The sequence below is a fragment of the uncultured Pseudomonas sp. genome, assembly GCF_943846705.1.
Taxonomy (GTDB): Bacteria; Pseudomonadota; Gammaproteobacteria; order Pseudomonadales; family Pseudomonadaceae; genus Aquipseudomonas.
In genome coordinates this window covers 3687691-3710979 of sequence record NZ_OX044366.1, presented here as the reverse complement: position 1 = coordinate 3710979, position 23289 = coordinate 3687691, and the positions used below count along the sequence as shown (strand labels likewise).

20 protein-coding genes are annotated in these 23289 nt (G+C 57.6%); 10 read left to right on the top strand and 10 right to left on the bottom strand.

Features of this window, described 5'->3' with window-relative positions:
• Window positions 1-61 precede the first annotated feature (61 nt).
• Window positions 62-1249: a 2-methylaconitate cis-trans isomerase PrpF gene (prpF, locus tag Q0V31_RS17300; RefSeq protein WP_298189788.1), complete on the top strand. Its 1188-nt coding sequence runs from the start codon at window positions 62-64 to the stop codon at window positions 1247-1249.
• Between the two features lie 67 nt (window positions 1250-1316).
• Here the strand turns inward: prpF and Q0V31_RS17295 are convergent, their stop codons facing one another.
• The gene (locus Q0V31_RS17295) at window positions 1317-2135 is read right to left on the bottom strand and encodes a pyruvate, water dikinase regulatory protein (RefSeq protein WP_298189786.1); all 819 of its coding nucleotides are present in this window, start codon (window positions 2133-2135) and stop codon (window positions 1317-1319) included.
• Window positions 2136-2315: 180 nt separating this feature from the next.
• Between Q0V31_RS17295 and ppsA the strand changes: the two genes are divergently transcribed.
• The 8 genes from ppsA to Q0V31_RS17255 all read left to right on the top strand — a co-directional run bounded on the left by ppsA (window position 2316) and on the right by Q0V31_RS17255 (window position 10430).
• Entirely contained in the window at window positions 2316-4691 is a 2376-nt protein-coding gene (gene ppsA, locus Q0V31_RS17290) for a phosphoenolpyruvate synthase (RefSeq protein WP_298189784.1), read from the top strand.
• Between the two features lie 140 nt (window positions 4692-4831).
• Window positions 4832-5839, top strand: a complete 1008-nt coding sequence (locus tag Q0V31_RS17285; protein WP_298189781.1) for an alpha/beta fold hydrolase — start codon at window positions 4832-4834, stop codon at window positions 5837-5839.
• A gap of 213 nt (window positions 5840-6052) precedes the next feature.
• Window positions 6053-6541, top strand: a complete 489-nt coding sequence (rraA, locus tag Q0V31_RS17280; protein ID WP_298189780.1) for a ribonuclease E activity regulator RraA — start codon at window positions 6053-6055, stop codon at window positions 6539-6541.
• Between the two features lie 20 nt (window positions 6542-6561).
• The gene (locus Q0V31_RS17275) at window positions 6562-7557 is read left to right on the top strand and encodes a CorA family divalent cation transporter (RefSeq protein WP_298189776.1); all 996 of its coding nucleotides are present in this window, start codon (window positions 6562-6564) and stop codon (window positions 7555-7557) included.
• Window positions 7558-7611: 54 nt separating this feature from the next.
• Window positions 7612-7857, top strand: coding sequence for a CrfX protein (locus Q0V31_RS17270; RefSeq protein WP_298189774.1), 246 nt, complete (start codon window positions 7612-7614; stop codon window positions 7855-7857).
• A 2-nt stretch (window positions 7858-7859) separates the two neighbouring features.
• The gene (locus Q0V31_RS17265) at window positions 7860-8675 is read left to right on the top strand and encodes a mechanosensitive ion channel domain-containing protein (RefSeq protein ID WP_298189772.1); all 816 of its coding nucleotides are present in this window, start codon (window positions 7860-7862) and stop codon (window positions 8673-8675) included.
• A gap of 88 nt (window positions 8676-8763) precedes the next feature.
• Window positions 8764-9363 (top strand): RNA polymerase sigma factor SigX, encoded by a 600-nt coding sequence (sigX, locus tag Q0V31_RS17260; protein ID WP_298189769.1) that lies wholly within the window; start codon window positions 8764-8766, stop codon window positions 9361-9363.
• A 101-nt stretch (window positions 9364-9464) separates the two neighbouring features.
• Window positions 9465-10430 carry an OmpA family protein gene (locus Q0V31_RS17255; protein WP_298189765.1) on the top strand — a complete coding sequence of 322 codons (966 nt, stop codon included), beginning with the start codon at window positions 9465-9467 and terminating at the stop codon, window positions 10428-10430.
• Window positions 10431-10532: 102 nt separating this feature from the next.
• Here the strand turns inward: Q0V31_RS17255 and cobA are convergent, their stop codons facing one another.
• The 8 genes from cobA to Q0V31_RS17215 form a co-directional block, all read right to left on the bottom strand.
• Window positions 10533-11270 (bottom strand): uroporphyrinogen-III C-methyltransferase, encoded by a 738-nt coding sequence (gene cobA, locus Q0V31_RS17250; protein WP_298189763.1) that lies wholly within the window; start codon window positions 11268-11270, stop codon window positions 10533-10535.
• 358 nt (window positions 11271-11628) lie between these two features.
• The gene (locus Q0V31_RS17245; RefSeq protein WP_298189761.1) at window positions 11629-13296 is read right to left on the bottom strand and encodes a bifunctional protein-serine/threonine kinase/phosphatase; all 1668 of its coding nucleotides are present in this window, start codon (window positions 13294-13296) and stop codon (window positions 11629-11631) included.
• An 83-nt stretch (window positions 13297-13379) separates the two neighbouring features.
• Entirely contained in the window at window positions 13380-14591 is a 1212-nt protein-coding gene (locus Q0V31_RS17240) for a nitrate/nitrite transporter (protein ID WP_298189759.1), read from the bottom strand.
• Window positions 14592-15372: 781 nt separating this feature from the next.
• Window positions 15373-15819 (bottom strand): thioesterase family protein, encoded by a 447-nt coding sequence (locus Q0V31_RS17235; RefSeq protein ID WP_298189757.1) that lies wholly within the window; start codon window positions 15817-15819, stop codon window positions 15373-15375.
• A gap of 181 nt (window positions 15820-16000) precedes the next feature.
• The gene (locus tag Q0V31_RS17230; RefSeq protein WP_298189754.1) at window positions 16001-16795 is read right to left on the bottom strand and encodes an ABC transporter ATP-binding protein; all 795 of its coding nucleotides are present in this window, start codon (window positions 16793-16795) and stop codon (window positions 16001-16003) included.
• Window positions 16796-16809: 14 nt separating this feature from the next.
• The gene (locus tag Q0V31_RS17225; protein ID WP_298189752.1) at window positions 16810-17802 is read right to left on the bottom strand and encodes an ABC transporter permease; all 993 of its coding nucleotides are present in this window, start codon (window positions 17800-17802) and stop codon (window positions 16810-16812) included.
• 52 nt (window positions 17803-17854) lie between these two features.
• On the bottom strand, window positions 17855-19243 hold the full coding sequence (locus Q0V31_RS17220; protein ID WP_298189748.1) for a CmpA/NrtA family ABC transporter substrate-binding protein: 1389 nt from the start codon (window positions 19241-19243) through the stop codon (window positions 17855-17857).
• Window positions 19244-19673: 430 nt separating this feature from the next.
• On the bottom strand, window positions 19674-19991 hold the full coding sequence (locus Q0V31_RS17215) for a transcriptional regulator (protein ID WP_298189746.1): 318 nt from the start codon (window positions 19989-19991) through the stop codon (window positions 19674-19676).
• Window positions 19992-20200: 209 nt separating this feature from the next.
• Here Q0V31_RS17215 and Q0V31_RS17210 point away from each other — a divergent pair, with 209 nt between their 5' ends.
• Window positions 20201-20593, top strand: a complete 393-nt coding sequence (locus tag Q0V31_RS17210) for a hypothetical protein (RefSeq protein ID WP_298189744.1) — start codon at window positions 20201-20203, stop codon at window positions 20591-20593.
• 310 nt (window positions 20594-20903) lie between these two features.
• Here the strand turns inward: Q0V31_RS17210 and betT are convergent, their stop codons facing one another.
• On the bottom strand, window positions 20904-23108 hold the full coding sequence (gene betT, locus Q0V31_RS17205; protein WP_298189742.1) for a choline BCCT transporter BetT: 2205 nt from the start codon (window positions 23106-23108) through the stop codon (window positions 20904-20906).
• Between the last annotated feature and the right edge of the window lie 181 nt (window positions 23109-23289).

The following is a 23289-nucleotide window of genomic DNA, read 5'->3' as shown; positions in this document are numbered from 1 at the left end:
GTGTGCGGTGGATGAAAAAAAACGCCATCCACCCTACGGTTTCAAAGGCCAGGTAATCCCCATGTCCCAGTTACCCCAGATCAAGATTCCCGCCACTTACATCCGTGGTGGCACCAGCAAAGGCGTGTTCTTTCGTCTGCAGGATCTGCCCGAGCGCTGTCAGGTGCCGGGGGCCGCGCGCGATAAGCTGTTTATGCGGGTGATCGGCAGTCCTGACCCTTATGCCGCGCAGATTGACGGCATGGGCGGTGCGACGTCGTCGACCTCAAAGTGCGTGATCCTGTCGAAAAGCAGCCAGGCCGAGCACGATGTTGACTACCTCTACGGGCAAGTGTCGATCGACAAGGCCTTCGTCGACTGGAGTGGTAATTGCGGCAATCTGTCTACCGCTGCTGGCGCTTTCGCCATCCATGCGGGTCTGGTCGATGCGTCGCGTATTCCAGAGAACGGCGTCTGCGTGGTACGCATCTGGCAGGCCAATATCCAGAAAACCATCATCGCCCATGTGCCCATCACTAATGGCCAGGTGCAAGAGACCGGTGATTTCGAGCTGGATGGGGTGACCTTCCCAGCCGCCGAGATCGTGCTGGAGTTTCTCGATCCGTCCGACGACGGCGAGGAGGGTGGTTCGATGTTCCCCACCGGCAATCTAGTCGACGATCTCGAGGTGCCCGGTGTTGGCACTTTCAAGGCGACCATGATCACGGCCGGTATTCCCACCGTATTCGTTAATGCCGAAGACATCGGCTACAACGGCACCGAGCTGCGCGAGCAGATCAATGGTGACCCTGAGCAGCTGGCGCGCTTCGAGAAAATCCGCGTCGCCGGTGCGTTGCGCATGGGCTTGATCAAGACGGCGGAAGAAGCACTAACCCGTCAGCACACGCCGAAAGTCGCCTTTGTTTCGCCGCCCAAGAGCTATCAGGCGTCCAGTGGCAAGACGGTGCAGGCTAGCGAGATCGATCTGCTGGTGCGGGCGTTGTCCATGGGCAAACTGCACCACGCCATGATGGGTACCTGCGCTGTCGCCATCGGTACGGCGGCGGCGATTCCCGGCACCTTGGTCAATCTGGCGGCCGGTGGCAGTGCGCGTGAGGCGGTGCGTTTTGGTCATCCATCCGGCACGTTGCGGGTGGGGGCTCAGGCGGCGTTGGTCGATGGTCAGTGGGCGGTCACCAAGGCAATCATGAGCCGCAGTGCGCGCATTCTGATGGAAGGTTGGGTGCGGGTGCCGGGCGATTCGTTTTAATCTTTGAGGGTGAGAAAAGACTCGATGTATTAGAGTCTTTTCTTTATGGATCAATGGTTTATCTTGGTTACTTGAAGCGCCGCTCAACACCCTTTTCCACCAGAATCTTGGCGGAAATTTCTTCCACCGAGAAGTGTGTGGAGTTGATGAAGGCGATGTTTTCGCGGCGGAACAGGTTTTCCACCTCGCGCACTTCAAATTCGCATTGGGCATAGCTGGCGTAGCGGCTGTTGGGCTTACGTTCGTTGCGAATGGCGGTGAGGCGATCCGGGTCGATGGTCAGGCCGAACAGCTTGTCCTTGTACTGTTTGAGGGCGGCCGGAAGCTGTAAACGCTCCATGTCGTCTTCGGTCAGTGGGTAGTTGGCGGCGCGGATGCCGTATTGCATGGCCATATACAGGCAGGTTGGGGTTTTACCGCAGCGTGATACGCCGACCAGGATCATGTCGGCCTTGTCGTAGTAGTGGGTGCGCGCGCCGTCGTCGTTATCCAGGGCGAAGTTAACCGCCTCAATGCGTTCCATGTAGTTGGAGTTGTGGCCGATGGAGTGTGACTTGCCGACTGAGTAGGATGAGTGCGAGGTCAGTTCCTGCTCCAGTGGGGCGAGAAAACTGGCGAAGATGTCGATCATAAAGCCGTCGGACTCAGCCAGGATGTCGCGTATATCCTGATTGACGATGGTGTCGAAAATGATCGGCCTAGAGCCGTCTTTCTCGGCGGCGCTGTTGATTTGTTGTACCATTGCGCGCGCTTTTTCCACACTGTCGATGTACGGTCGCGTGAGTTTGGTGAAGTCGATGGTTTCAAACTGGGCCAGTAGGCTTTGGCCTAGGGTTTCGGCAGTGATGCCGGTGCCATCGGAGATGAAAAAAGCGGTTCGTTTCATTTGTGCCATGGGCCTTAAGCTGAGGACGAATCTTGGCTATCATAGGCCCGCCTTTGCAGGGCCGATCAGGCCGGCATTGTTACTTATTTTCCAGGGCCAGGCCACAATCGTGCGGGCAAGTCTGCCGGCGAGTTTCCCCAGCCCCTTGAGCTTTTCCAACACCTTAGTGGAGAGATCACCTTGGTAGAGTACGTAGTTTCCCTCGATAAGCTCGGCAATCACGATGTTGAGCACGTAGGGGGCAAGAACGCCTCCCTGGGCGAGATGATCAGCAACCTGGCCGGTGCCGGAGTATCGGTTCCCGGTGGTTTCGCCACTACTGCCCAGGCTTACCGGGACTTTCTCGAGCAGAGCGGGCTGAATGCGCAGATCCATGCGGCCCTGGATGCGCTGGATGTCGATGACATCAACGCCCTGACTAAAACCGGTGCGCAGATCCGCCAGTGGGTGATGGAAGCGCCGTTCCCGGCTGAGCTGGATAAGCAAATTCGCGTTGCCTTCGCCGAAATGGCTGGCGATAACGCCAATATGGCGGTCGCTGTGCGTTCCTCGGCCACCGCCGAAGACTTGCCCGACGCCTCGTTTGCCGGCCAGCAAGAGACCTTTCTGAACATTCGTGGCGTGGACAACGTGATTCGCGCCGCCAAAGAGGTGTTCGCCTCGCTGTTCAACGATCGCGCCATCGCCTACCGCGTACACCAGGGCTTCGACCACAAGCTGGTCGCCTTGTCTGCTGGTGTGCAGCGCATGGTGCGTTCGGAAACCGGTACTGCCGGTGTGATGTTCACCCTCGATACCGAGTCGGGCTTCCGCGACGTGGTGTTTATCACCGGCGCCTATGGCCTTGGTGAGACCGTGGTGCAGGGCGCGGTTAACCCCGACGAGTTCTACGTGCACAAGCAGACGCTGGAAGCCGGCCGCCCGGCCATTCTGCGCCGCAACCTGGGCAGTAAAGCGATCAAGATGATCTACGGCGACGAAGCCAAGGCCGGTAAATCGGTCAAGGTGGTCGATGTCGATCGCGCCGAGCGTGCACGTTTCTGCCTCAGCGATGCCGAGGTCAGCGAGCTGGCCAAGCAGGCGATGATCATCGAGAAGCACTACGGCCGCCCGATGGACATCGAGTGGGCCAAAGACGGTGACGACGGCCAGCTGTACATCGTGCAGGCCCGCCCGGAAACCGTAAAAAGCCGCACCAATGTCAATGTCATGGAGCGCTACCTGCTCAAGGAAACCGGCACTGTACTGGTTGAAGGTCGCGCTATTGGCCAGAAGATCGGTGCCGGCCGTGTGCGGGTGATTAATGACGTATCCGAGATGGATAAAGTCCAGCCCGGCGACGTGCTGGTCTCCGACATGACCGACCCGGACTGGGAGCCGGTGATGAAGCGCGCCAGCGCCATCGTCACCAACCGTGGTGGGCGTACCTGTCACGCGGCGATCATTGCCCGTGAGTTGGGCATCCCGGCTGTAGTTGGCTGCGGTAACGCCACCCAGGTGCTGAAAGACGGCATGGGTGTGACGGTTTCCTGTGCCGAAGGCGATACCGGCTTTATCTTCGAAGGCGAGTTGGGCTTCGATATCCGCAAGAACTCGGTCGATGCCATGCCGGATCTGCCGTTCAAGATCATGATGAACGTCGGCAACCCGGATCGTGCCTTCGACTTTGCCCAGCTGCCCAACGAGGGCGTAGGCCTGGCCCGACTGGAGTTCATCATCAATCGCATGATTGGCGTGCACCCCAAGGCACTGCTGAACTTCGCCGGCCTGCCGCCGGAGATCAAAGAAAGCGTCGAGAAACGCATCGCCGGTTACGACGATCCGGTCAATTTCTACGTCGAGAAGCTGGTCGAAGGCATCAGCACCTTGGCCGCCGCGTTCTGGCCGAAGAAGGTCATCGTGCGTCTGTCGGACTTCAAGTCCAACGAATACGCCAACCTGATCGGCGGCAAGCTGTATGAGCCGGAAGAAGAGAACCCGATGCTGGGCTTCCGTGGTGCTTCGCGTTACATCAGCGAATCGTTCCGCGATTGCTTCGAGTTGGAATGCCGCGCGCTGAAGAAAGTACGCAACGAAATGGGCCTGACCAACGTCGAGATCATGGTGCCGTTCGTGCGCACCCTCGGTGAAGCCAGCCAGGTGGTCGATCTACTGGCGCAGAACGGTCTGGCGCGTGGCCAGGATGGCCTGAAGATCATCATGATGTGCGAATTGCCGTCCAACGCGATTCTGGCCGAAGAGTTCCTTGAGTTCTTTGACGGTTTCTCCATTGGCTCCAACGACCTGACTCAGCTGACGCTGGGCCTGGACCGCGATTCGGGCATCGTTGCGCATCTGTTCGATGAGCGTAATCCAGCGGTTAAGAAGCTGCTGAGCAACGCCATCCAGGCCTGTAACAAGGCGGGTAAGTACATTGGCATCTGCGGTCAGGGTCCGTCGGATCATCCGGATCTGGCACGCTGGCTGATGGAGCAGGGCATCGAAAGCGTATCGCTGAACCCAGATTCGGTGCTCGATACCTGGTTCTTCCTTGCCGAAGGCCAGCAATCTGCCTGATAGCCCGTTAACGTTAAATTCAAGGGCGGGTTGAACCTGCCCTTTTTTATGGCCTGCCATTCTTGGCGGCCACCTTTCGGGCCGTCGCTAGGCGACGTGAAAACTGCTCCCGGCAATTGGTTGTACCAGAGCGAAAAAAGATGCAAAGCAGCAGTGAGCTTTTCCCCGTCGCCTTGATCAGCGCGGAACTCCGTGGCGACTTGAGCGAGGATGTTTATCGGCTCAAACCCGGTAACAGCCCGGATAAAACTGTTGAGCTGGCCCTGACGCGCTTAGGCCGTGCGGGCCATGAGCACGACCGCGGCGAACCGGTGATCCTGATTCCCGGTAGTTTTTCCAATCGGCGCTTCTGGTTTTCGCCCAAGGGTATTGGTCTTGGGCCTTACCTGGCGCGTGCCGGCTTCGATGTATGGATCGCCGAGATGCGCGGTCATGGTTTGTCGCCACGTAACCGCAACTACTCGCGCAACACGGTCAGTGATTACGTGCGTTTCGACCTGCCGGCCATTGCTGATTTTGTCTACGAGCTGAACCCGCAGAAGGCCCATTGGTTGGGGCACTCCCTGGGTGGGATCATTCTTGCCGGCGCGTTGGGTGGGCATTATCTGGATCAGTGCAAAGTTGCTTCCACTGCCTTGTTCGGCAGCCAGATCAGCCGAGTTTACTGGCCGTTGAAGTTGCCGCCGCTGGAGTGGACTGCACGGCTGCTGCTTAAGCGCTTCTCGGTGCTTTCCGGCTCGCGGCTCAAGCGCGGCCCGGAAGATGAGCCGATTGGCCTAGTGGTTGAGAGCCTGCGCTGGCATGGTTTGTTCGGCCGTTTTGGTGATGCGAAACGCGACTGGTGGGCGGGGCTAGCCGAGGTGCGGGTGCCGGTTTTGGCGGTGGCTGCGCTGGGCGATGAGCAGGATCCGGCCTGGGCGTGTGAGAAGTTGCTTAAGCAGTTCGGTTCACCCTTGAGTGAGTTTCTCTGTCTGGGCCAGAAACATGGCTTCAGCAGCGATTTTGGCCATGTCGAAATGTTGATCAGTAAAGAAGCGCAGCGCGAGGTGTGGCCCTTGCTTGAGCAGTGGTTGCGCAGGAGTCAGGAAGTGCCAGCCGAGCTGGAAAGCAGTAAGTTGGAGGGCCGCGCGGTCACGTCTGCCGAGTAAACGTGGGGCTGATACCCGCTAGGCTGGAGGTCTGCAGGCCTCAACCGTTTGCTGCGCTACGGCAGCCTGCTGCACGAAATTGAGTTTGACCTGGCCAGTGGCTGCACGTTGAATGCGCCCTGTGCCAATTTTGCGAGTTAGCCTGTGGTTTATGATGCGCATCGGGTCGGGATCGACCTGTCAGCGCCCTCACACTATCCAAGGAGCTTTGCCATGTACTACATCACCCCTGATTTGTGCGACGCCTACCCGGAACTGGTCCAGGTGGTTGAACCGATGTTCAGCAACTTTGGTGGCCGCGATTCCTTCGGTGGCGAAATCGTCACCATCAAGTGTTTTGAGGACAACTCGCTGGTCAAGGAGCAGGTTGAGCAGCCAGGTAAAGGCAAGGTTATGGTGGTTGATGGCGGTGCTTCAATGCGCCGTGCGTTACTCGGTGACATGCTTGCCGAGAAAGCCGCGAAAAATGGTTGGGAAGGCATTGTGGTTTACGGTTGTGTGCGCGATGTCGACGTACTGGCGCAAACCGACCTAGGTATCCAGGCCTTGGCCAGCCACCCGATGAAAACCGACAAGCGCGGCATTGGTGACCTCAACGTGCCTGTCACTTTCGCTGGCGTGACCTTCCGTCCGGGTGAGTTTATCTACGCCGACAACAATGGTGTGATCATCTCGCCATCTGCGTTGCAGATGCCGGAGTAGAGAGCTTGCAGGACGTTGGCATGGACGAAGGTGAGAATGCGCAATGGGGCTTGGTGCACGCCTTTGTCCTCAACGGTCAGGGTGGTGCGCGCAGCATTACCCGGCAGGCGCTGCAAGGGTTGCAGCTGGGCGAGCAGGAAAGCCTCTGGTTGCACTGGGATCGCAGTCATCCGCAGACGCAGACTTGGCTGCGTACAGAGAGCGGCCTGAGTGGCTTCGCCTGCGATCTGCTGTTGGAGGAGAACACCCGCCCACGCCTGTTGGCGTTGCAGGAGCAGCAGTTGCTGCTGTTTCTGCGTGGCCTGAACCTTAATCCTGGGGCAGAGCCCGAGGACATGGTCTCGGTGCGCATTTTTGCCGATGCCCGGCGCGCAATTTCTCTGCGTCTACGGCCTTTGCATGCAACCGAAGCCTTGGTCGAAGACTTATTAGCTGGCCGAGGGCCGAAAACCTCCTCCGAACTGATTCTGCGGCTTGCGCATTACCTGACGGACAAGATCGAACTGCTGGTTGGCGAGCTGTCCGAGCAGGTTGATGAGCAGGAAGAGCGCGCCGATGCTATGGAGAGCGAGGCCCCGGACCACTCCGCATTGCTGCAAATCCGCCGCCGTGCCGCCAGTCTGCGACGCTTTCTCGCGCCTCAGCGTGATATTTATGGGCAGCTAACGGCCAGTGCGCAGGCCTGGCTTGTCGGTGCCGAAAGCAGTTACTGGAATGAGCTGAATAACCGCCTGACGCGTTACCTTGAAGAGTTGGAGTTGAGTCGTGAGCGGGTCAATCTGCTGCTTGAAGCTGAAAATCGGCGCATGGATGAGCGGATGAACCGCACCATGTACCGTTTTGGCGTCATTACCGGGATTTTCCTGCCAATGAGCTTTCTAACGGGCTTGCTCGGGATCAACGTCGGTGGCATTCCGGGTTCAGAGAGTCCGTATGGCTTTCTGCTGGCTTGTTCGTTAATGGCGCTGGTGGCGCTGGTGCAGTGGTTGCTGTTTCGACGCTTGCGCTGGATCTGATGTGACCTGTCCAGTGTTGATCTCGTCTAGCCGTCACATCCTGTGAGGTGCGTCATGCACGATCCCTTTGAAGAATCACTGCGCGATTTACTCAAGTCGCCCGCCTCGAATCACGACGATGACGCTTGCCTGCATCGCGTGCTGAAAACCGCTAACCGCCAGGTCGGTGCCGGTGATTTGTTTGCCTTGATGGGGCACTGGGCAGGTGCGCTGATGATCGCGATAAATAACGGCTCGGCGCATGTTGCACCGGTTTCGCGCCGCAAATCTTCTGACTCTTCTCTTGATAAGGCTGACTGAGCATGGAATTTACTCAAGTGCTGGTTGACGCAATGGCCAGCGTCTGGACCCCAATTGCCGCCTTTATCCCGCGGCTGTTTGGCGCCATGGTCGTGGTGCTGCTGGGTTTTGTGGTGGCCAAGTTCCTCGACACGCTGCTGTCGAAATTGCTCGGCAAGATCGGTCTGGATCGTTTGATGGCGGGTACTGGCCTGACCAAAATTCTTAGCCGTGGCGGTATTCAGGTACCGGTATCGACGCTGATCGGGAAAATCGTCTACTGGTTCGTGCTGCTGATCTTTCTGGTTACCGCTGCCGAGTCCCTCGGTCTGGAGCGGGTTTCCGCGACTCTTGATGTACTGGCCCTGTACCTGCCGAAAGTCTTTGGTGCCGCTTTGGTGCTGCTCGCCGGCGTGCTGCTGGCGCAACTGGTCAGCGGGCTGGTGCGCGGCGCGGCAGAGGGTGTAGGGCTGGATTATGCCAGCGGGCTGGGGCGGATTGCCCAGGGCCTGGTGATCATCATCAGTATTTCGGTGGCCATCGGACAGCTTGAGGTCAAGACAGATCTGCTGAACAACGTGATTGCCATTGTGCTGATCTCGGTAGGGCTGGCGGTCGCTCTGGCGCTCGGTCTGGGCAGCCGTGGTATCGCCAGTCAGATTCTGGCCGGCATTTATGTGCGCGAATTGTATGAGGTGGGGCAACAAGTACAGGTTGGTGAGGTCGAAGGGCAGATCGAAGAGATCGGTACGGTCAAAACCACGCTCCTAACGGACGCGGGCGAGCTGGTTTCAGTGGCCAACCGTACCTTGCTTGAGCAGCAGGTAAGCAGCCGCTAAGGCCAATCCCTGTTATTGTATGCGGCCAAACAGCAGCCTGATCCTCAGGCTGCGTTGGCTTATGTCCTGACTGTCGGCCCGACTCGTTTTGAATAAAGCCCACTCTGCATCTTTGCGATACGACCCCCGCGAGCTCTCGGATGAAGAGTTGGTGGCGCGCGCCCATGACGAGTTGTTCCACATAACCCGTGCCTATGAAGAACTGATGCGTCGTTATCAACGCACTTTATTCAATGTCTGCGCGCGTTATTTGGGAAACGACCGTGATGCCGATGATGTTTGCCAGGAAGTAATGCTCAAGGTTTTATATGGCCTTAAAAACTTTGAGGGTAAGTCAAAGTTTAAAACGTGGCTGTACAGCATCACGTACAACGAATGCATCACTCAGTACCGTAAAGAGCGCCGCAAACGCCGCCTTATTGACGCCTTAAGTTTGGACCCGCTCGAAGAGGCCTCTGAAGAAAAGGAGCCAAAACCTGAGGACAAGGGCGGGCTTGATCGTTGGCTGGTACACGTCAACCCAATCGACCGGGAAATTCTGGTGCTACGTTTTGTCGCAGAGCTGGAGTTCCAGGAGATTGCCGACATCATGCACATGGGCCTGAGCGCCACGAAAATGCGCTATAAACGCGCTCTTGATCGGTTGCGCGATAAATTTTCCGACAGCACGGAAACTTATCTGGAGTAAACGCATCATAGTTACCGGTTAATTCTGGTAGAATTACCTGCTGAGTTGTCTTGTGTTTGTCAGACAACTTACTGGCCACCATGAGATAGGGAACATTAGTAATGAAATTGAAAAACACTTTAGGCGTTGTCATTGGCTCGTTGTTGGCCACAGCCTCACTTAGCGTTCTGGCTCAGGGTCAAGGCGCTGTAGAAGTGGAAGGTTTTGCCAAGAAAGAAATGTTCGACAGCGCCCGTGACTTCAAAAACAACGGCAACCTGTTCGGCGGCAGCATTGGCTACTACCTGACTGACGACGTTGAACTGCGTCTGGCTTATGATGAAGTGCACAACGCCCGTGGCGAAGATGGCCGTAACATCAAGGGCTCTAACACCGCTCTGGATGCTCTGTACCACTTCAACAACGCTGGCGACGCGCTGCGTCCTTACGTTTCGGCAGGTTTCTCCGATCAGAGCATCGGTCAATCCGGTCGTAACGGCCGTAACGGCTCTACCTTTGCCAACATTGGCGGCGGTGCTAAGTACTACTTCACTGACAACTTCTATGCCCGTGCTGGCGTTGAAGCTCAGTACAACATCGACCAGGGCGACACCGAGTGGGCACCAAGCGTCGGTATCGGCATGAACTTCGGCGGCGGCAGCAAGCCAGCCCCGGTAGTGGCTGCTGCTCCTGAGCCGGTTGCTGAGCCGGTTGTTGCTGAAGAGCCGATGGAACTGGTTCGTGTTGAGCTGGACGTTAAGTTCGACTTCGACAAAGCCAGCGTTAAAGAAGAAAGCTACGGCGACATCAAGAACCTGGCTGACTTCATGAAGCAGTACCCACAGACCACCACCGTGGTTGAAGGTCACACTGACTCCAAGGGCAGCGACGCCTACAACCAGAAACTGTCCGAGAGCCGTGCTAACGCTGTCCGTGAAGTTCTGGTCAACCAGTACGGTGTAGACGCTAACCGCGTTAACGCTGCTGGCTACGGTGAAGCTCGTCCGGTTGCTGACAACGCCACTGACTCCGGTCGCGCTGTTAACCGCCGCGTAGAAGCTGAAGTAGAAGCTCAGATCAAGCAGTAAGCGATCTGGCTGTATAGAAAAGCCCGGCTTAGGCCGGGCTTTTCTTTGCCTGTGAAAAGCCCGGCGGCCTGGCTAAAGCAACTTCGCTGAGTCGCGAGGTGCTCAGGCACTTAGAGCCGTAACGTGCACATTCGCTTGGTTCGCCACCTCACCAATGACAAGGATGGCCGGACTCTTCAGTTGAAAGTCATGGGCACTCTGCTGCATCGCGGCGAGCGTGCTGCGGCATTCACGCTGCTGGGGGAGCGAGGCGTTTTCAATCATGGCCACGGGCATGTCGCTACGCATGCCGCCGGCCAGCAAACTTTCGCGGATCTCTGCCAGCTTAGCCACGCCCATGTACACCACTAGGGTGGTCCCGCCTTGGGCCAGGGCTGCCCAGTTCAGGCTGCTGTCGTCCAGAGTGTGCGCCGTGATCAGCGTGACCCCGCGTGCTACCCCACGCAAAGTCAGGGGGATGCCGCAATTAGTTGCACCGGCTAATCCTGCGGTGATGCCGTTGACCAGCTCTACCTCGATGTCATGTTCGCTTAGCCAGTCGGCCTCTTCACTGCCGCGGCCGAAGATGCACGGGTCGCCACCCTTCAGGCGTACCACGCATTTACCCTGGCGCGCGTAGCGCAGCATCAGGCGCTGGATAAACGCCTGCGGGGTGGAGCGACAACCGCCGCGCTTGCCCACCGGCATGATTCGCGCAGCAGGGCAGTGCTCCAGCACCGCAGGGTTGACCAGGTCATCGATCATCACGATGTCGGCCTGCTTCAGGGCTTTGACTGCCTTGAGGGTCAGCAAGTCCGGATCACCAGGGCCTGCGCCTACCAGCCAGACTTTTGCGCTCATGTTGATCTCCTTAGGCATTTTGCATCGCCAGCAATGGATTGTTTTCGCTATGCAAACACGTGTTACAGCGGTTGCTCAGGTCGTGGGCGATCCGCTTAAAACGTAGGTAAAAACAAAAAAGGCGTCCCGCTAGCTATCTAGCGAGGACGCCTTTGTCCAAGTCCCGTTTTATCGGGAAGTACGACCGTCTTCGTTGAGGTCGCGATTTATTACATTGTGTAATTAACAATGCAGGGCCTGTGCCAACTGACTAGGTGGTGTTTTATAAGGCTTATCGTGGCTTACAGGCAGAACCTGAATATCTATTGCACCGTTTAGAGGCGTTTTGCGCCGCGTTGGTGCAAGTACCGTGGTGCTTTTATCGCAGTAATCCGATCAGCAGCGCCAAGTTCAATAACAGGGAAAACAATGCCACGCTGCGCCAGACCAACAGCGGTTCGCGCTCCAGTAATGGGCGTGGCCGGCTGCTGAGCGCTTTACGCTCTGTCTGCTCAAGGTTGAGTAGCCATTCTTCGGCGGTTTCATAGCGCTGTTTGGGGTCAGCATTGATGGCGCGGTTGAGGCTGTCGTCGACCCAGCTGGGCAAATCAGGGCGGTAGCGACTGGCTGGAGTCGGTTGGCCAAAGCGCGGGTGCTGAAAGGCTTCAATTTCGCCATAGGGGTAGTGCCCGGTGAGTAGAAAATACAAGGTTACGCCGGCGCTGTAGAGATCCTGCTGCGGGCTAGGCGCGCTGCCGGTGAAGGCTTCAGGTGCGATATAACTGGGGGTGCCAGGTAACTCGCAAGCCTCATCACGACTCAGGCCTGGGCAGTAAGCCAGGCCGAAATCGATTACCCGTAACTCGCCGTCATCACCCCACAGTAGGTTCTCCGGCTTGATATCACGGTGCAGAATATTGCGCCGGTGCAGCATGCCTAGGGCTTTAATCAGGCGCGGGGCAATATCCAGCCATTCCGGCAGGCCGAGCGGACCACTTAGGCGAATGTGCTTGGCGAGGGTCTGTCCGGCGTATTCGCGTTGCACGTAATACAGGTGCTGGCGATGTGGCAGCGGATGTACGTCGGCAAAGAAGCGTCCGGCTACGCGGCGTAAAAACCACTCTTCGAGCAGTAGCGCGGAGCCGGCTTGCGGTTCGTCATTGCGCCCGCTTGGCAGGGTTTTCAGTAGCCAGCGTCGTGCTTGGGCGTCACGTACACGGTAGACCAGCGATTGACGTGACTCGGCGAGCAGGCGTTCAACCTGCCAGCCTTCGAAGCTTTGACCCTCGCGCAGTTTTACCGGTAGCGGCCAGTGCTGCAATTGCGCCAAGGTGTCGGCCAGATCAGTTTCTGGCAGCGCATCGACGCGCAGCAGGAGCGCGCTGGCATTATCCTGACTGCCGGCTAGGTGCGCCGCATTGACCAGCGCCTGGCTGGCGGCTGGCAGATCCTGTTCATCGTGCAAAATGCGCTGAATGCCAACGTCACCCAAAGTGGCCCAGACGCCGTCGCTGACCAAGACGAAGCATTCGCCCTGGCGCAGTTCGCCATCCAGATAGTCCATCGCTAGGTGCTGATCCAGGCCCATGGCGCGCTTGAGCACATGCTGCATGCCTGGTTGTTCCCACACATGATCCTCACTCAGGCGCTCAAGCTTGCCGGCCAGCCAGCGATAGGCGCGGCAATCGCCGACATGCGCCAAGGTGAAACGTCGCCCGCGCAAGATCAGCGCGCTGAGCGTGGTAAGCAAGGGTTGGCCGCCGCCATTGGCTTGCAGCCAGCGGTTGTGGGCCACCAATACACGGTCTAAAGCGTGGGCAACCGCCCAGGTTTCCGGGGTGGAGTAGTAATCCAGGGCGAGGGCTTGCAGGGTGGCGCGGGCCGCTAGGCCGCCGTCGGCGCATTGGCTGACGCCGTCAGCGAGGGCAAACAGGTAACCTTTGCTGGCTGCCAGAGCTGGAGCAGGCGTGACCACGCGAATGGCATCCTGATTTTCGCTACGCGGGCCAATGGCGCTGGCTTCACCGAAGGACAGTTGCAACGCCATGCTGAAATTCCTGATTAGGTGGCCGGCTAAGCTCTGGGTGTTCAGGGGGATGAGCTCAGCATCATCCCCCTGTATTGGTGCAACTATACGCGGGCGGCAGTGACTGCGGCGCTGCCCCAGGTGGTACGCCAGCGCAGCTTAACGCCATACAGGCCGAACCAGGCCAGTACGCCAAGGCTGGCGAACAGCCATAGGCCCAGCTGATAGTCACCGGTTTGTTGCTTGATGGTGCCTAGGCCGGCGGCGAGCAGGAAGCCGCCAATGCCACCGGCCATGCCGATCAGCCCGGTCATTACGCCGATTTCCTTGCGAAAACGCTGTGGCACCAGCTGGAATACTGCGCCGTTACCCGCGCCGAGGCCGAGCATGGCGGTGACGAACAGGGTGAGTGCGGCGGTTGCGCTTTCCAGGTTGAAGCCCACCGCGGCAATGCTCAGCGAGGCCAGGGTGTACATCATCAGCAGCGAGCGGATACCACCAATACGGTCGGCCAATGCGCCACCGAGTGGCCGCATCAGGCTGCCAGCGCAGACACAGGCGGCGGTGTAGTAGCCAGCGGTCACCGGGCTGAGGCCGTACTGGTCGTTGAAATAACCAGGCAGGGCGCTGGCCAGGCCAATAAACCCGCCAAAGGTCACGCTGTAGAAAAACATGAACCACCAGCTGTCACGGTCGCCGAGGGCTTTCAAGTAATCAGCCATGGCTTTTGGCTTGGGACGCTCGGGCGCGTTCTTGGCCAGCAGGGCGAAGATCAGCAGGCTTGCCAGCAGCGGAATCAACGCCCAACCGAAAACGTTCTGCCAGCCGAAGGCGGCCGCCAAGACTGGCGCGAACAGTGCGGCCAGAACCGTGCCGGAGTTACCCGCGCCGGCAATACCCATGGCTGTGCCCTGGTGTTGCGGCGGGTACCACTGCGACGCCAGTGGTAATGCTACGGCGAAAGCGGCTCCGGCAACGCCGAGAAACAGGCCGAGCAGTAATATCTGCTCGTAGCTGCTGACGCCGACCTGCCAGGCGCAGAACAGCGCCACAATCACAATGACTTGGCCCGTCAGACCAGCTGTCTTGGGTGACAGGCGATCAGCAGCAAAGCCCATGACAATGCGCAACACGGCGCCAGCCAGAATTGGCGTGGCGACCATCAGGCCACGTTGTTGGGCGCTCAGCTCAAGTGCGGTGGCAATCTGCACGGCCATTGGGCCGAGTAGGTACCAGACCATGAAGCTCAGGTCGAAATACAGAAACGCGGCGAACAGGGTTGGGGTGTGGCCGGATTTCCAGAAACTTGTATTCATCAAAAACCTCATTCAGCAAAAAAGGATCTCGGTGGGTGTCGTACGCCATGGTCGTGGACACGGCGGTCGCCACCCACCGAGGAGGTGGTGTACTTGTGGTACGCCACCCTGAGGCCGAAGCCACAGCTGGGTTGAGAGAGTGATCAGCACAGGCTCTGGATCACAGAGCAGGTACTGGCCCCAAACGCTGGGGCGTTAAACGCAAAACGTCGCATAAACCGATCCCCGCTAGGGGTGGTTTATGCGACGTCGTTGTCGTTTATTGAGCAGCCACCTTTGGCTAACTGTGTATTGGCTATAGCAAGAGCTGCGCCAACCAGGCGAAACCCTTGTGTCACGTGGCGTGTTGGAGCCTAGAGGGGATTTTTTGCTGTAAAAAGAGGCGCTATCGTTTTAGTGCGCTCTCAAACAGTGCGCGCATGGTGCCAGGGTTGAGCGCGGCAGATGGGCGCGACACCCTAAGATGGCTTGGCTCAGACTGGGCTGTTGAATGCGTTGACACTTGGCTTATGCAGCTGGCACAGCTGGCGGTGGACGAAGCGTGTGTCGGTAAGGGGAGGGTCAGCAGAGCCAGCGCGAGAAGGTTGCTCAACGCGCCGGCGTGACGGATATGGCTGTGCGTGGTTGGCATGTAATTCCCCTGCTTTTATCGTTATGCCTAAGGCGTAGCAGAGCATGTGCCAGCTGTCGTGGCAGTACGCGTTAATTGCGCAAAAAATGCGTACTCAAGCCTGTTTCTTTGCACAAACAGCAAAGTGCAGGCGGTCAGTGCGGGACAACGCTATTTACTGAGCCAATTGACCTTGCCAAATTTACTGCTGAACGCTGCCGGCATCTGCACCACTTTGCCCAGTTTGTAGTTAAAGAACACGAAACCAGACTTAGCCATGGCCACCAGCACACCGTCGGCCGGGCGAGTGATGCGGAAGGTGATGTCGCCGCCATAGGCGTTGAAGTCCATCACGCCGACCTCGAACAACAACTGATCGCGGGCATGGGCTTCAGCGCGGTAGGTGGTGGCCAGGTCCGTGACGATGATGCCGGTGCCATCCTCCTGGGTTTCCTCAATACCGAACTCGAACAGAAAACGCGCGCGCGCCTCGGAGATCATCGAGATCATCGAGTCGTTACCCAGGTGATTGGCGGCGTTGATATCGGTCACGCGCACGGTGAGGTGGGTGCTGTAGCAGAACTGGTCTTCAGGGAAGTCTAGGGTCAGGCGGGCCATGCCAGCATCCGGTCGTTATTATCAGGGGGGCAAATACTACCTTGTTCACGCCTGCGCGGCAGCGCTGGATGCAGCGCTCCGCTAGGTGCCAGGTCCGTGTGGTGTTGGGCGACTGCCCGCGCTGTATTGCCGCTGCTCAAGGTTATGCCGACGCGCTTGGCGCATCGGCACAGTCTTAGCCCTAAGCGGCTGGCCGCTGCTGGCGCTGGTAGAGAAACTCCAGCACCGCCGTGCGGTACGCGTGGTATTGCGGATCATTGGCCAGGGCCAGACGGTCACGCGGGCGCGCCAGGTCGACCTTGAGAGTTTCCCCCACGCTGGCGGCTGGGCCGTTGCCCATCATTACGATGCGGTCAGACAGCAGTACGGCCTCGTCGACATCGTGGGTGATCATGATCACGGTGTTGCCCAGGTCAGCATGAATGTCCATCAAAGAGTCCTGCAGGTGGGCGCGGGTGAGGGCGTCCAGTGCGCCAAATGGCTCATCCATCAGCAACACCTTGGGCTGCATGGCCAAGGCGCGGGCAATGCCAATGCGCTGCTTCATGCCGCCGGATATCTCGCTTGGGCGTTTGTCTTTGGCCTGCGTCATGTGCACTAGGGCGAGGTTGTGTTCAATCCACTCGCGCATTTCGCTGCGCGACTTTTTACCCTGGAACACCTGGCGTACCGCCAGTTCGACATTCTGGTAGCAACTCAGCCAGGGCAGCAGGCTGTGATTCTGGAACACCACGGCGCGTTCGGGGCCAGGCTCGTCGACCTCACGGCCGTCAAGAATGACGCCGCCCATGGTGGCCTTGTGCAGGCCGGCGACTATGTTCAGCACCGTGGATTTGCCGCAACCGGAGTGGCCGATCAGCGAGACAAACTCGCCTTTGTCGATGCGCAGGTTGACGTTTTGCAGGGCGCGGTAAATGCCCTTGTCGGTGGGGAAGTCGATGCCAACGCCGCTGAGTTCGAGGTGTGAGTGGCTCATAAGATGTCTCCTGATTAGCGCAGTACGGCATTCTTGTCCCAGCTGAACTGGCGTTGCAGCAGGAGCATGAGGCGGTCAAGGACGAAGCCGATCAAGCCGATGACGATGACCGCCACCATGATGCGGCCCAGCGAGCTGGAGCTGCCATTCTGGAACTCGTCCCAGATAAATTTCCCCAGCCCCGGGTTTTGCGCCAGCATCTCGGCGGCGATCAGCACCATCCAACCGGTGCCCAGCGACATGCGCAGGCCGGTGAAAATCATCGGCACGGCAGCCGGCAGAACGATGCGTCGCACATGCGAGAGTGGCGAGAGGCTGAGCACTTTGCTGACGTTGTTGAGGTCCTGCTCAATGCTGGCAACCCCGACCGTGGTATTGATCACCGTTGGCCATAAGCAGCACAGCGCAACGGTGATTGCCGAGGTGAGAAATGACTTGGCGAACAGCGGGTCGTCGCTGACGTAGAGTGCGCTCACCAGCATGGTCACCAGTGGCAACCAGGCCAAAGGCGAAACCGGCTTGAATACCTGAATTAGCGGGTTGATAGCGGTGTAGATGCCCTTGCTCAGGCCGCAGATGATGCCCAGTGGAATAGCAATCAGTGAGGCAATGATAAAGCCGGCCATCACCGTGTAGAGGCTGGTGAAAATCTGCTGAATAAAGCTTGGCTTGCCGGTGTAGGGGCGCACTTTTATCTCGGCCTCTGGGTTTTTCGCCAGCAGGGCTGCATTGCGAACGTCTTGGCGCTCGTAGAACTTGCTGGCCTTCTCACGCTCTTTGAAATGAGCGCTGACCAGACCGGAAAACTGTTCGGACACCTGAACCGGCCCGGGAAACTGGCCCAGGCTGGTCTGGATGTTGTTGGCTACCAGCTGCCAGCAGAGCAGAAAACCGAGGATGCCCAGCAGGGGCAAAATCATTGCCGGTGCCCAGCGTTTAACCAGCGCACTGCTGCGCGCTGACTTGAGAGTTGCAGTAATCGGGGTGGCGACGCTCGGGTTGCTCATCGTCCTGTCCTCAGTGTGGGAAGGAGCCAGCGAGCCGGCTCCGGGAAGCCAATTAGAGTTGCGTGTCGCCTTTGAGGCCGATCTTGAATTGCTCAAGGTAGGCATTCGGCTTGCGGCCGTCATAAGGCACACCATCAATGGTGTCGGTCAGCGGTGCACGGAAGCCGTCGTCATTTGCCGGCGGGAAATCGTTGGTGGTGAACTTGCCTTCGGCAACCAGTTCGGCGGCAGCTTCACGGTAGATCGCTGGCAGGTAAACCTGCTTGGCGGTCTCTAAGTACCAACTGTCCGGCTTGGCTTCGGCGATCTGCCCCCAGCGGCGCATTTGCGTCAGGTACCACACCGCATCGGAGTAATAGGGGTAGGTGGCGTTGTAGCGGAAGAACACGTTGAAATCGGGAACCTTGCGTTTGTCACCTTTCTCATACTCGAAGGTGCCGGTCATGGAGTTGGCGATCACCTTTGCATCGGCGCCCACGTACTCGGGGCGGGAAAGGATCTGCACCGCTTCTGCGCGATTGGCGTTGTTGTCGGCATCCAGCCAGTGCCCAGCGCGAATCAGCGCCTTGACCACACGCTTATGGGTTTCCGGGTTGGCGGCGGCCCAGCTTTTCGAAACGCCAAAAACCTTCTCCGACATATTTTTGCGGATGGAATAGTCGGCAACTACCGGCACGCCAATGCCTTTGAATACGGCCGCTTGGTTCCACGGTTCGCCGACGCTGTAACCGTGGATGGTGCCTGCTTCCAGGGTGGCTGGCATCTGCGGTGGCGGGGTCACCGAAAGCAGCGCCTTGGCGTCGATCTGGCCGCTGCTATCGCCTTTATGTGGCGCGTAATAACCCGGGTGGATGCCGCCAGCGGCGAGCCAATAGCGCAGCTCGTAGTTGTGCGTGGAGACCGGAAATACCATGCCGAGGTTGAAGCTTTTACCGTTGGCATTGAATGACTCGATCACCGGCTTAAGGGCATCGGCCTTGATCGGGTGTACGGGCTTGCCATCGGCCATGGGCACATGCGGCTTCATTTGATCCCAGACTGCATTGGAGACGGTGATGGCATTGCCGTTGAGGTCCATGGTGAAGGCGGTGACCACGTCGGCTTTAGTGCCGAAGCCGATGGTGGCGCCAATCGGCTGGCCGGAAAGCATGTGCGCCCCGTCCAGTTCGCCATCAATCACCCGGTCCAGCAGCACCTTCCAGTTGGCTTGGGCTTCGAGGGTCACGTAGAGCCCTTCATCCTCGAAAAAGCCTTTCTCATAAGCGATGGCTAACGGCGCCATATCAGTCAGCTTGATAAAGCCGAACTTAAGTTCATCCTTTTCCGGCTCTGCGGCCAGGGCGATCTGCAGACTTAACGGCGACAGCAGCATGATTGCGGCACAGCCAAGTCCAGACAGGGTTTTTTTCAGTAGCGAGCGGCGAGTGGTGGAGTGGCGCATAGTGCTTCCTCAAGTCCCAGAAACGAAAAAAGACGTCGCAGACAGCTCTGCCAGGTTTGGCTGAGTGTCTTTGACGTCTTTGTCAATTTCGTCCCGATCACCGCCGTTGGCGATCCGAAGACGTGTGTAGTGTCTAGGAGGTTATTTGCAAGGGCCTTGCCAGTTCCTTGCTGAGGGATGCCATGCGTGCTTAACCTGTTCGTATCGATACGGCCATGTGTAGCTGTGTAAGGTATTAATACGCATATAAATCATATGTTTAAGCTGAGAAATTAATCCTCGCTCGGGGCCTCCATGCTGACGTTTAAGCTTTTCTTAAAACCAGCTTTCAGCGTAATAGCGAGCCAATGCTGTGCAAACCGAGCCACCGCTGGCGACTTGTGCTTCGACTTGGTGCTGCGTAATCGACGTGTTTGTTGGTTGCAGCGGCCTAGCGCGCCAGCGCTTTACCCTGCGCCTCTTCCACAAGCGCCTTGAGCCAGCGCAGCACCTCCACGGCCTCCCAACGGGCGGGGTCGAACATGGCATAGGCCAGCCCCTGGTAGCCGACCACGTCCAGTTGCCGGTGATAGCCCGCCCGCTGTAGCAAGGCTTCAATCTCGGCAAAGCAGGTATTGAAGTGCACCCGTGTGAACGGCGTCTTGCCCTCGGTAACGATGCCTTCTAGTTGTAATTCTTTGACGATGCCCCGGATTTTTTCCAGGGGCATGCGGTTTACGCTGTCTTTCATCAGTAGGACGTCGCGCATCTGAATACTCCTGTTAGCACCTTGTACAGGCTCGTTTGCCGGTCTGTGCGGTTGGTTGGGTGGCATGGCCAAGGGTAGTTGAAAAATACTGTACAAATAAACAGTGTTCGATAATAGTAAGCCCAAGGCTTTAAGCGTACCTACTCGATCACTCGCGCCATTGGCTCGCTGAGCCAATGGCGGCAAGCACTGCAAAGGAGTCGCTAACAATGCAACAGATGCTGATGACACTTGTGCTGCTGGGTCTTTTGGCCGGCTGTGCGCAACCGCAACTGGATCAACCCCGAGCCAATGGCACCTACTTGGTGATCGAAAACAGCCAGGCCTGGGCCGTGCTGGTATTCGACGGCATACGTGTCGAAGAGCGTGGCACGGTGGTGGACGTAATCAAGCAACCGAGCGAGGGCTCAGCTGTCGCAGCCAGCTACGTGATCGAGACGGCCAACTGCGGCCGCGTGCAATGGCTGAGCGAACGTTCGGATGCAGCCGATGGCATGACTAACCGGATGTCATTGCACAGTAGCAATCAGTTGGGACAAAACGGCTGCGTGATTACTGATGGTCTTAGCCGAGTGTGGACAGTGTTGGATTACTCGGGTTGAAGCGCTTGTGTGCTGTACCGGCGACTCATGTTGCCGATACGAACTTGGAACAGACCCTCTAGGTTTATCCGTGCACTGCTATCGCATAACTTAAATTAAGCCTATTCGATTCTCTATCGCCGGTAATGCTATTAGTTTAATCCGTCCTAATTTAATAGGCCGGATTTTTAGAGTGAATACTGATTTTATAGGGCGTCAGCTTCGTGATGAGTTGTATGACTTTATCGGTCAATTAAAGTGGTTGTGCGTATATAGTCTGCGTGCTTATTGCAATCATCGAATGGTTGTAAGCTTGCTTATGTTTGCGACCCTAGGCATCTTCATTGTCCTTCGGCAGCGCAGGCTGTGTGAGACGTGCAATATGCGCTTCATACTGTTCCAGTACATCGTCTATCAATTGTTGCTTGGTAAGACCCATCAGGTCATAGCCGCCCGAACCGCTCTCGCTAAACACCTCAAGCCGATAGTAAACGTCAGTCTCCAGTGACATCTTGCCGCTGAACGTCGGCACCGGCGCTTCGACCATCGAAATTTGGTAGTGAAAGGCCGGTAGTTCGCCCATCGACACTCGCAATAATGGCCCTTCAATGCCGGTTGCATTGGTCAGGTTGCTCCGTTCTACCGTGTAGTCTTGGTTGCGGAATTCGGCGGCTATGTCATCAAGCGCAGGAACCACCGTGCGCTCCAGGAAATGACTCACCTCGCGCCGCGACGGGTAGGCCAGCAGGCTACCAAGCCGCTGTTTCCATGAGCGTTCGGGCACATGACCGCCACTGGCGGCGATCGAAGGTCTGCGCAGGACTTGCCCTTCGCGCTCGGCGCGCTCGATGCGCAGCGCCTTATAGAACGAGGCCATCACCAGATAAGCGATAACCGTGACCGGTAAGGCAAAAATCAGCGTTGCATACTCCATCGTCAGCACGCCACCTGCGAGCAACATGGCCACAGTGAGCACAGCGGTTAGCACGGCCCAGAAGATGCGCAGCCACTTAGGCCCATCCTGTGCCGGATCCGGGATCGAGGCTGAGAAATTGGACATGACCATCGCGCCCGAGTTTGCACTCGTGAGGTAAAACAGCAGCCCTGAAAACGTTGCCAGGCAGATCAGGAATATCGCCCCAGGGAACATTTCCAGCAGCGCGTACCAACCTTGCTCCGGGTTGCGTACCGCGAGCTCGGCGAACGCCGTATTGCCTTGTAGCACTTGGTACAGGGCCGAATTGCCGAACAGTGAAACGATAATGAAGTCGCACAGTACAGGCACTGTGATGGCTGCAATCACGAACTCGCGCAGCGTACGCCCGCGTGAAATGCGGGCTAGAAAAACTCCAACGAACGGTCCCCAGGCCAGCCAGAACGCCCAGAAAAACAGCGTCCAGCTCCCCATCCACTCACTGCTTCCGGGCACGTAAGCAAAGGTTTGCAGCATGCGTGAGGGAAGCGTAACCAAGAACTGACCAATGTTTTCAACAAGCGCATTCAACAGAAATGCCGTCTGCCCCGCGATAAGGATATAGGCCATCATCGCTACAGCGCTCCACAGGTTCAGCTCGGAGATCCAGCGAATACCGCGATCAACGCCAGAGGTCGTGGCCGCAATAGTTAGAACTACAGCGCCGATAACCAGCGCGATCTGCAGGGTGAGGCCCTGCTCCAAGGCAAAAATCCGCGAAAACCCTACGTTCAGCAGTACCACGCCGATACCCATGGTGGTGGCAACACCAAACACCGTGCCAACCAGGGCAATAATGCTGATGCCGTCACCCAGTGAGCCGCGTACGCGCTTGCCAAGCAACGGGTACAGGGCTGCACGGATCGATAAGGGCATATTCCAGCGGTAGGCAAAGTAGCCCATCGCCATGCCGAGCAGCGCATATACTGCCCAACCGGCAATGCCATAATGAAACATCGTCCAGACAACCGCATTTTGTAACGCCGCAGCGCTGGCCCCGTCGCCTGACGGGGGGTGCAGGTACTGCACCACTGGGCCAGTGACCGAGAAAAACAGTAGGTCGATACCCACACCGGCAGCAAACAGCATCGCCACCCAAGTGCCCAGCTTGTACTGCGGCCGCGAATCGTCAGGGCCCAGTCGTACGCTGCCTTCTTTGGATAGCGCGACCCACACGACAAAGCCGATCACCATCGCCATCGTCAGCACGTAGTACCAACCCAGGTTTGTTGCAATCCAGTCGACAGCGCTTTTCATCGTCATCTGGGCGGTTTGCGGCATGACGATTGCCCACACTGAGAACGCCAGGATCACCAGGGACGAGATCAGTAAGATGGTCCAGTTAATATGAACCGTGGCGTGTTCCAGTAATTCATCTGGGCCTTTGCTGAGGTCGCTGCGTGACACCGGCACGTCATCATCATGGCGCTGATGCTTAGGTTGTGTGCCGCCAAATCGGCTGCGTTCCAGCGGCGGATGGGGCTTTGCGGTCTTCTCGTGCGGTGCGGGTGGCTTCGACTGAGCAGTGTCGGACAGGTTGTCGTCGGATGGCTCGATTGCCATGGGCTTGTTCCCTCTACTCAATAGTTAAGTGCGTTATGACTTTGGAATGACGCTGATAACACCTAATGCTTAACTCATGTATTTAGTGGTTTGTTGTGGCTTGGTGTTTGTGTTTGTTTATTATTTGTTGAGTGTATGTGATGTGTTTGTGGTTGGTTTACTTCTCTAGGGCTCTTAATTG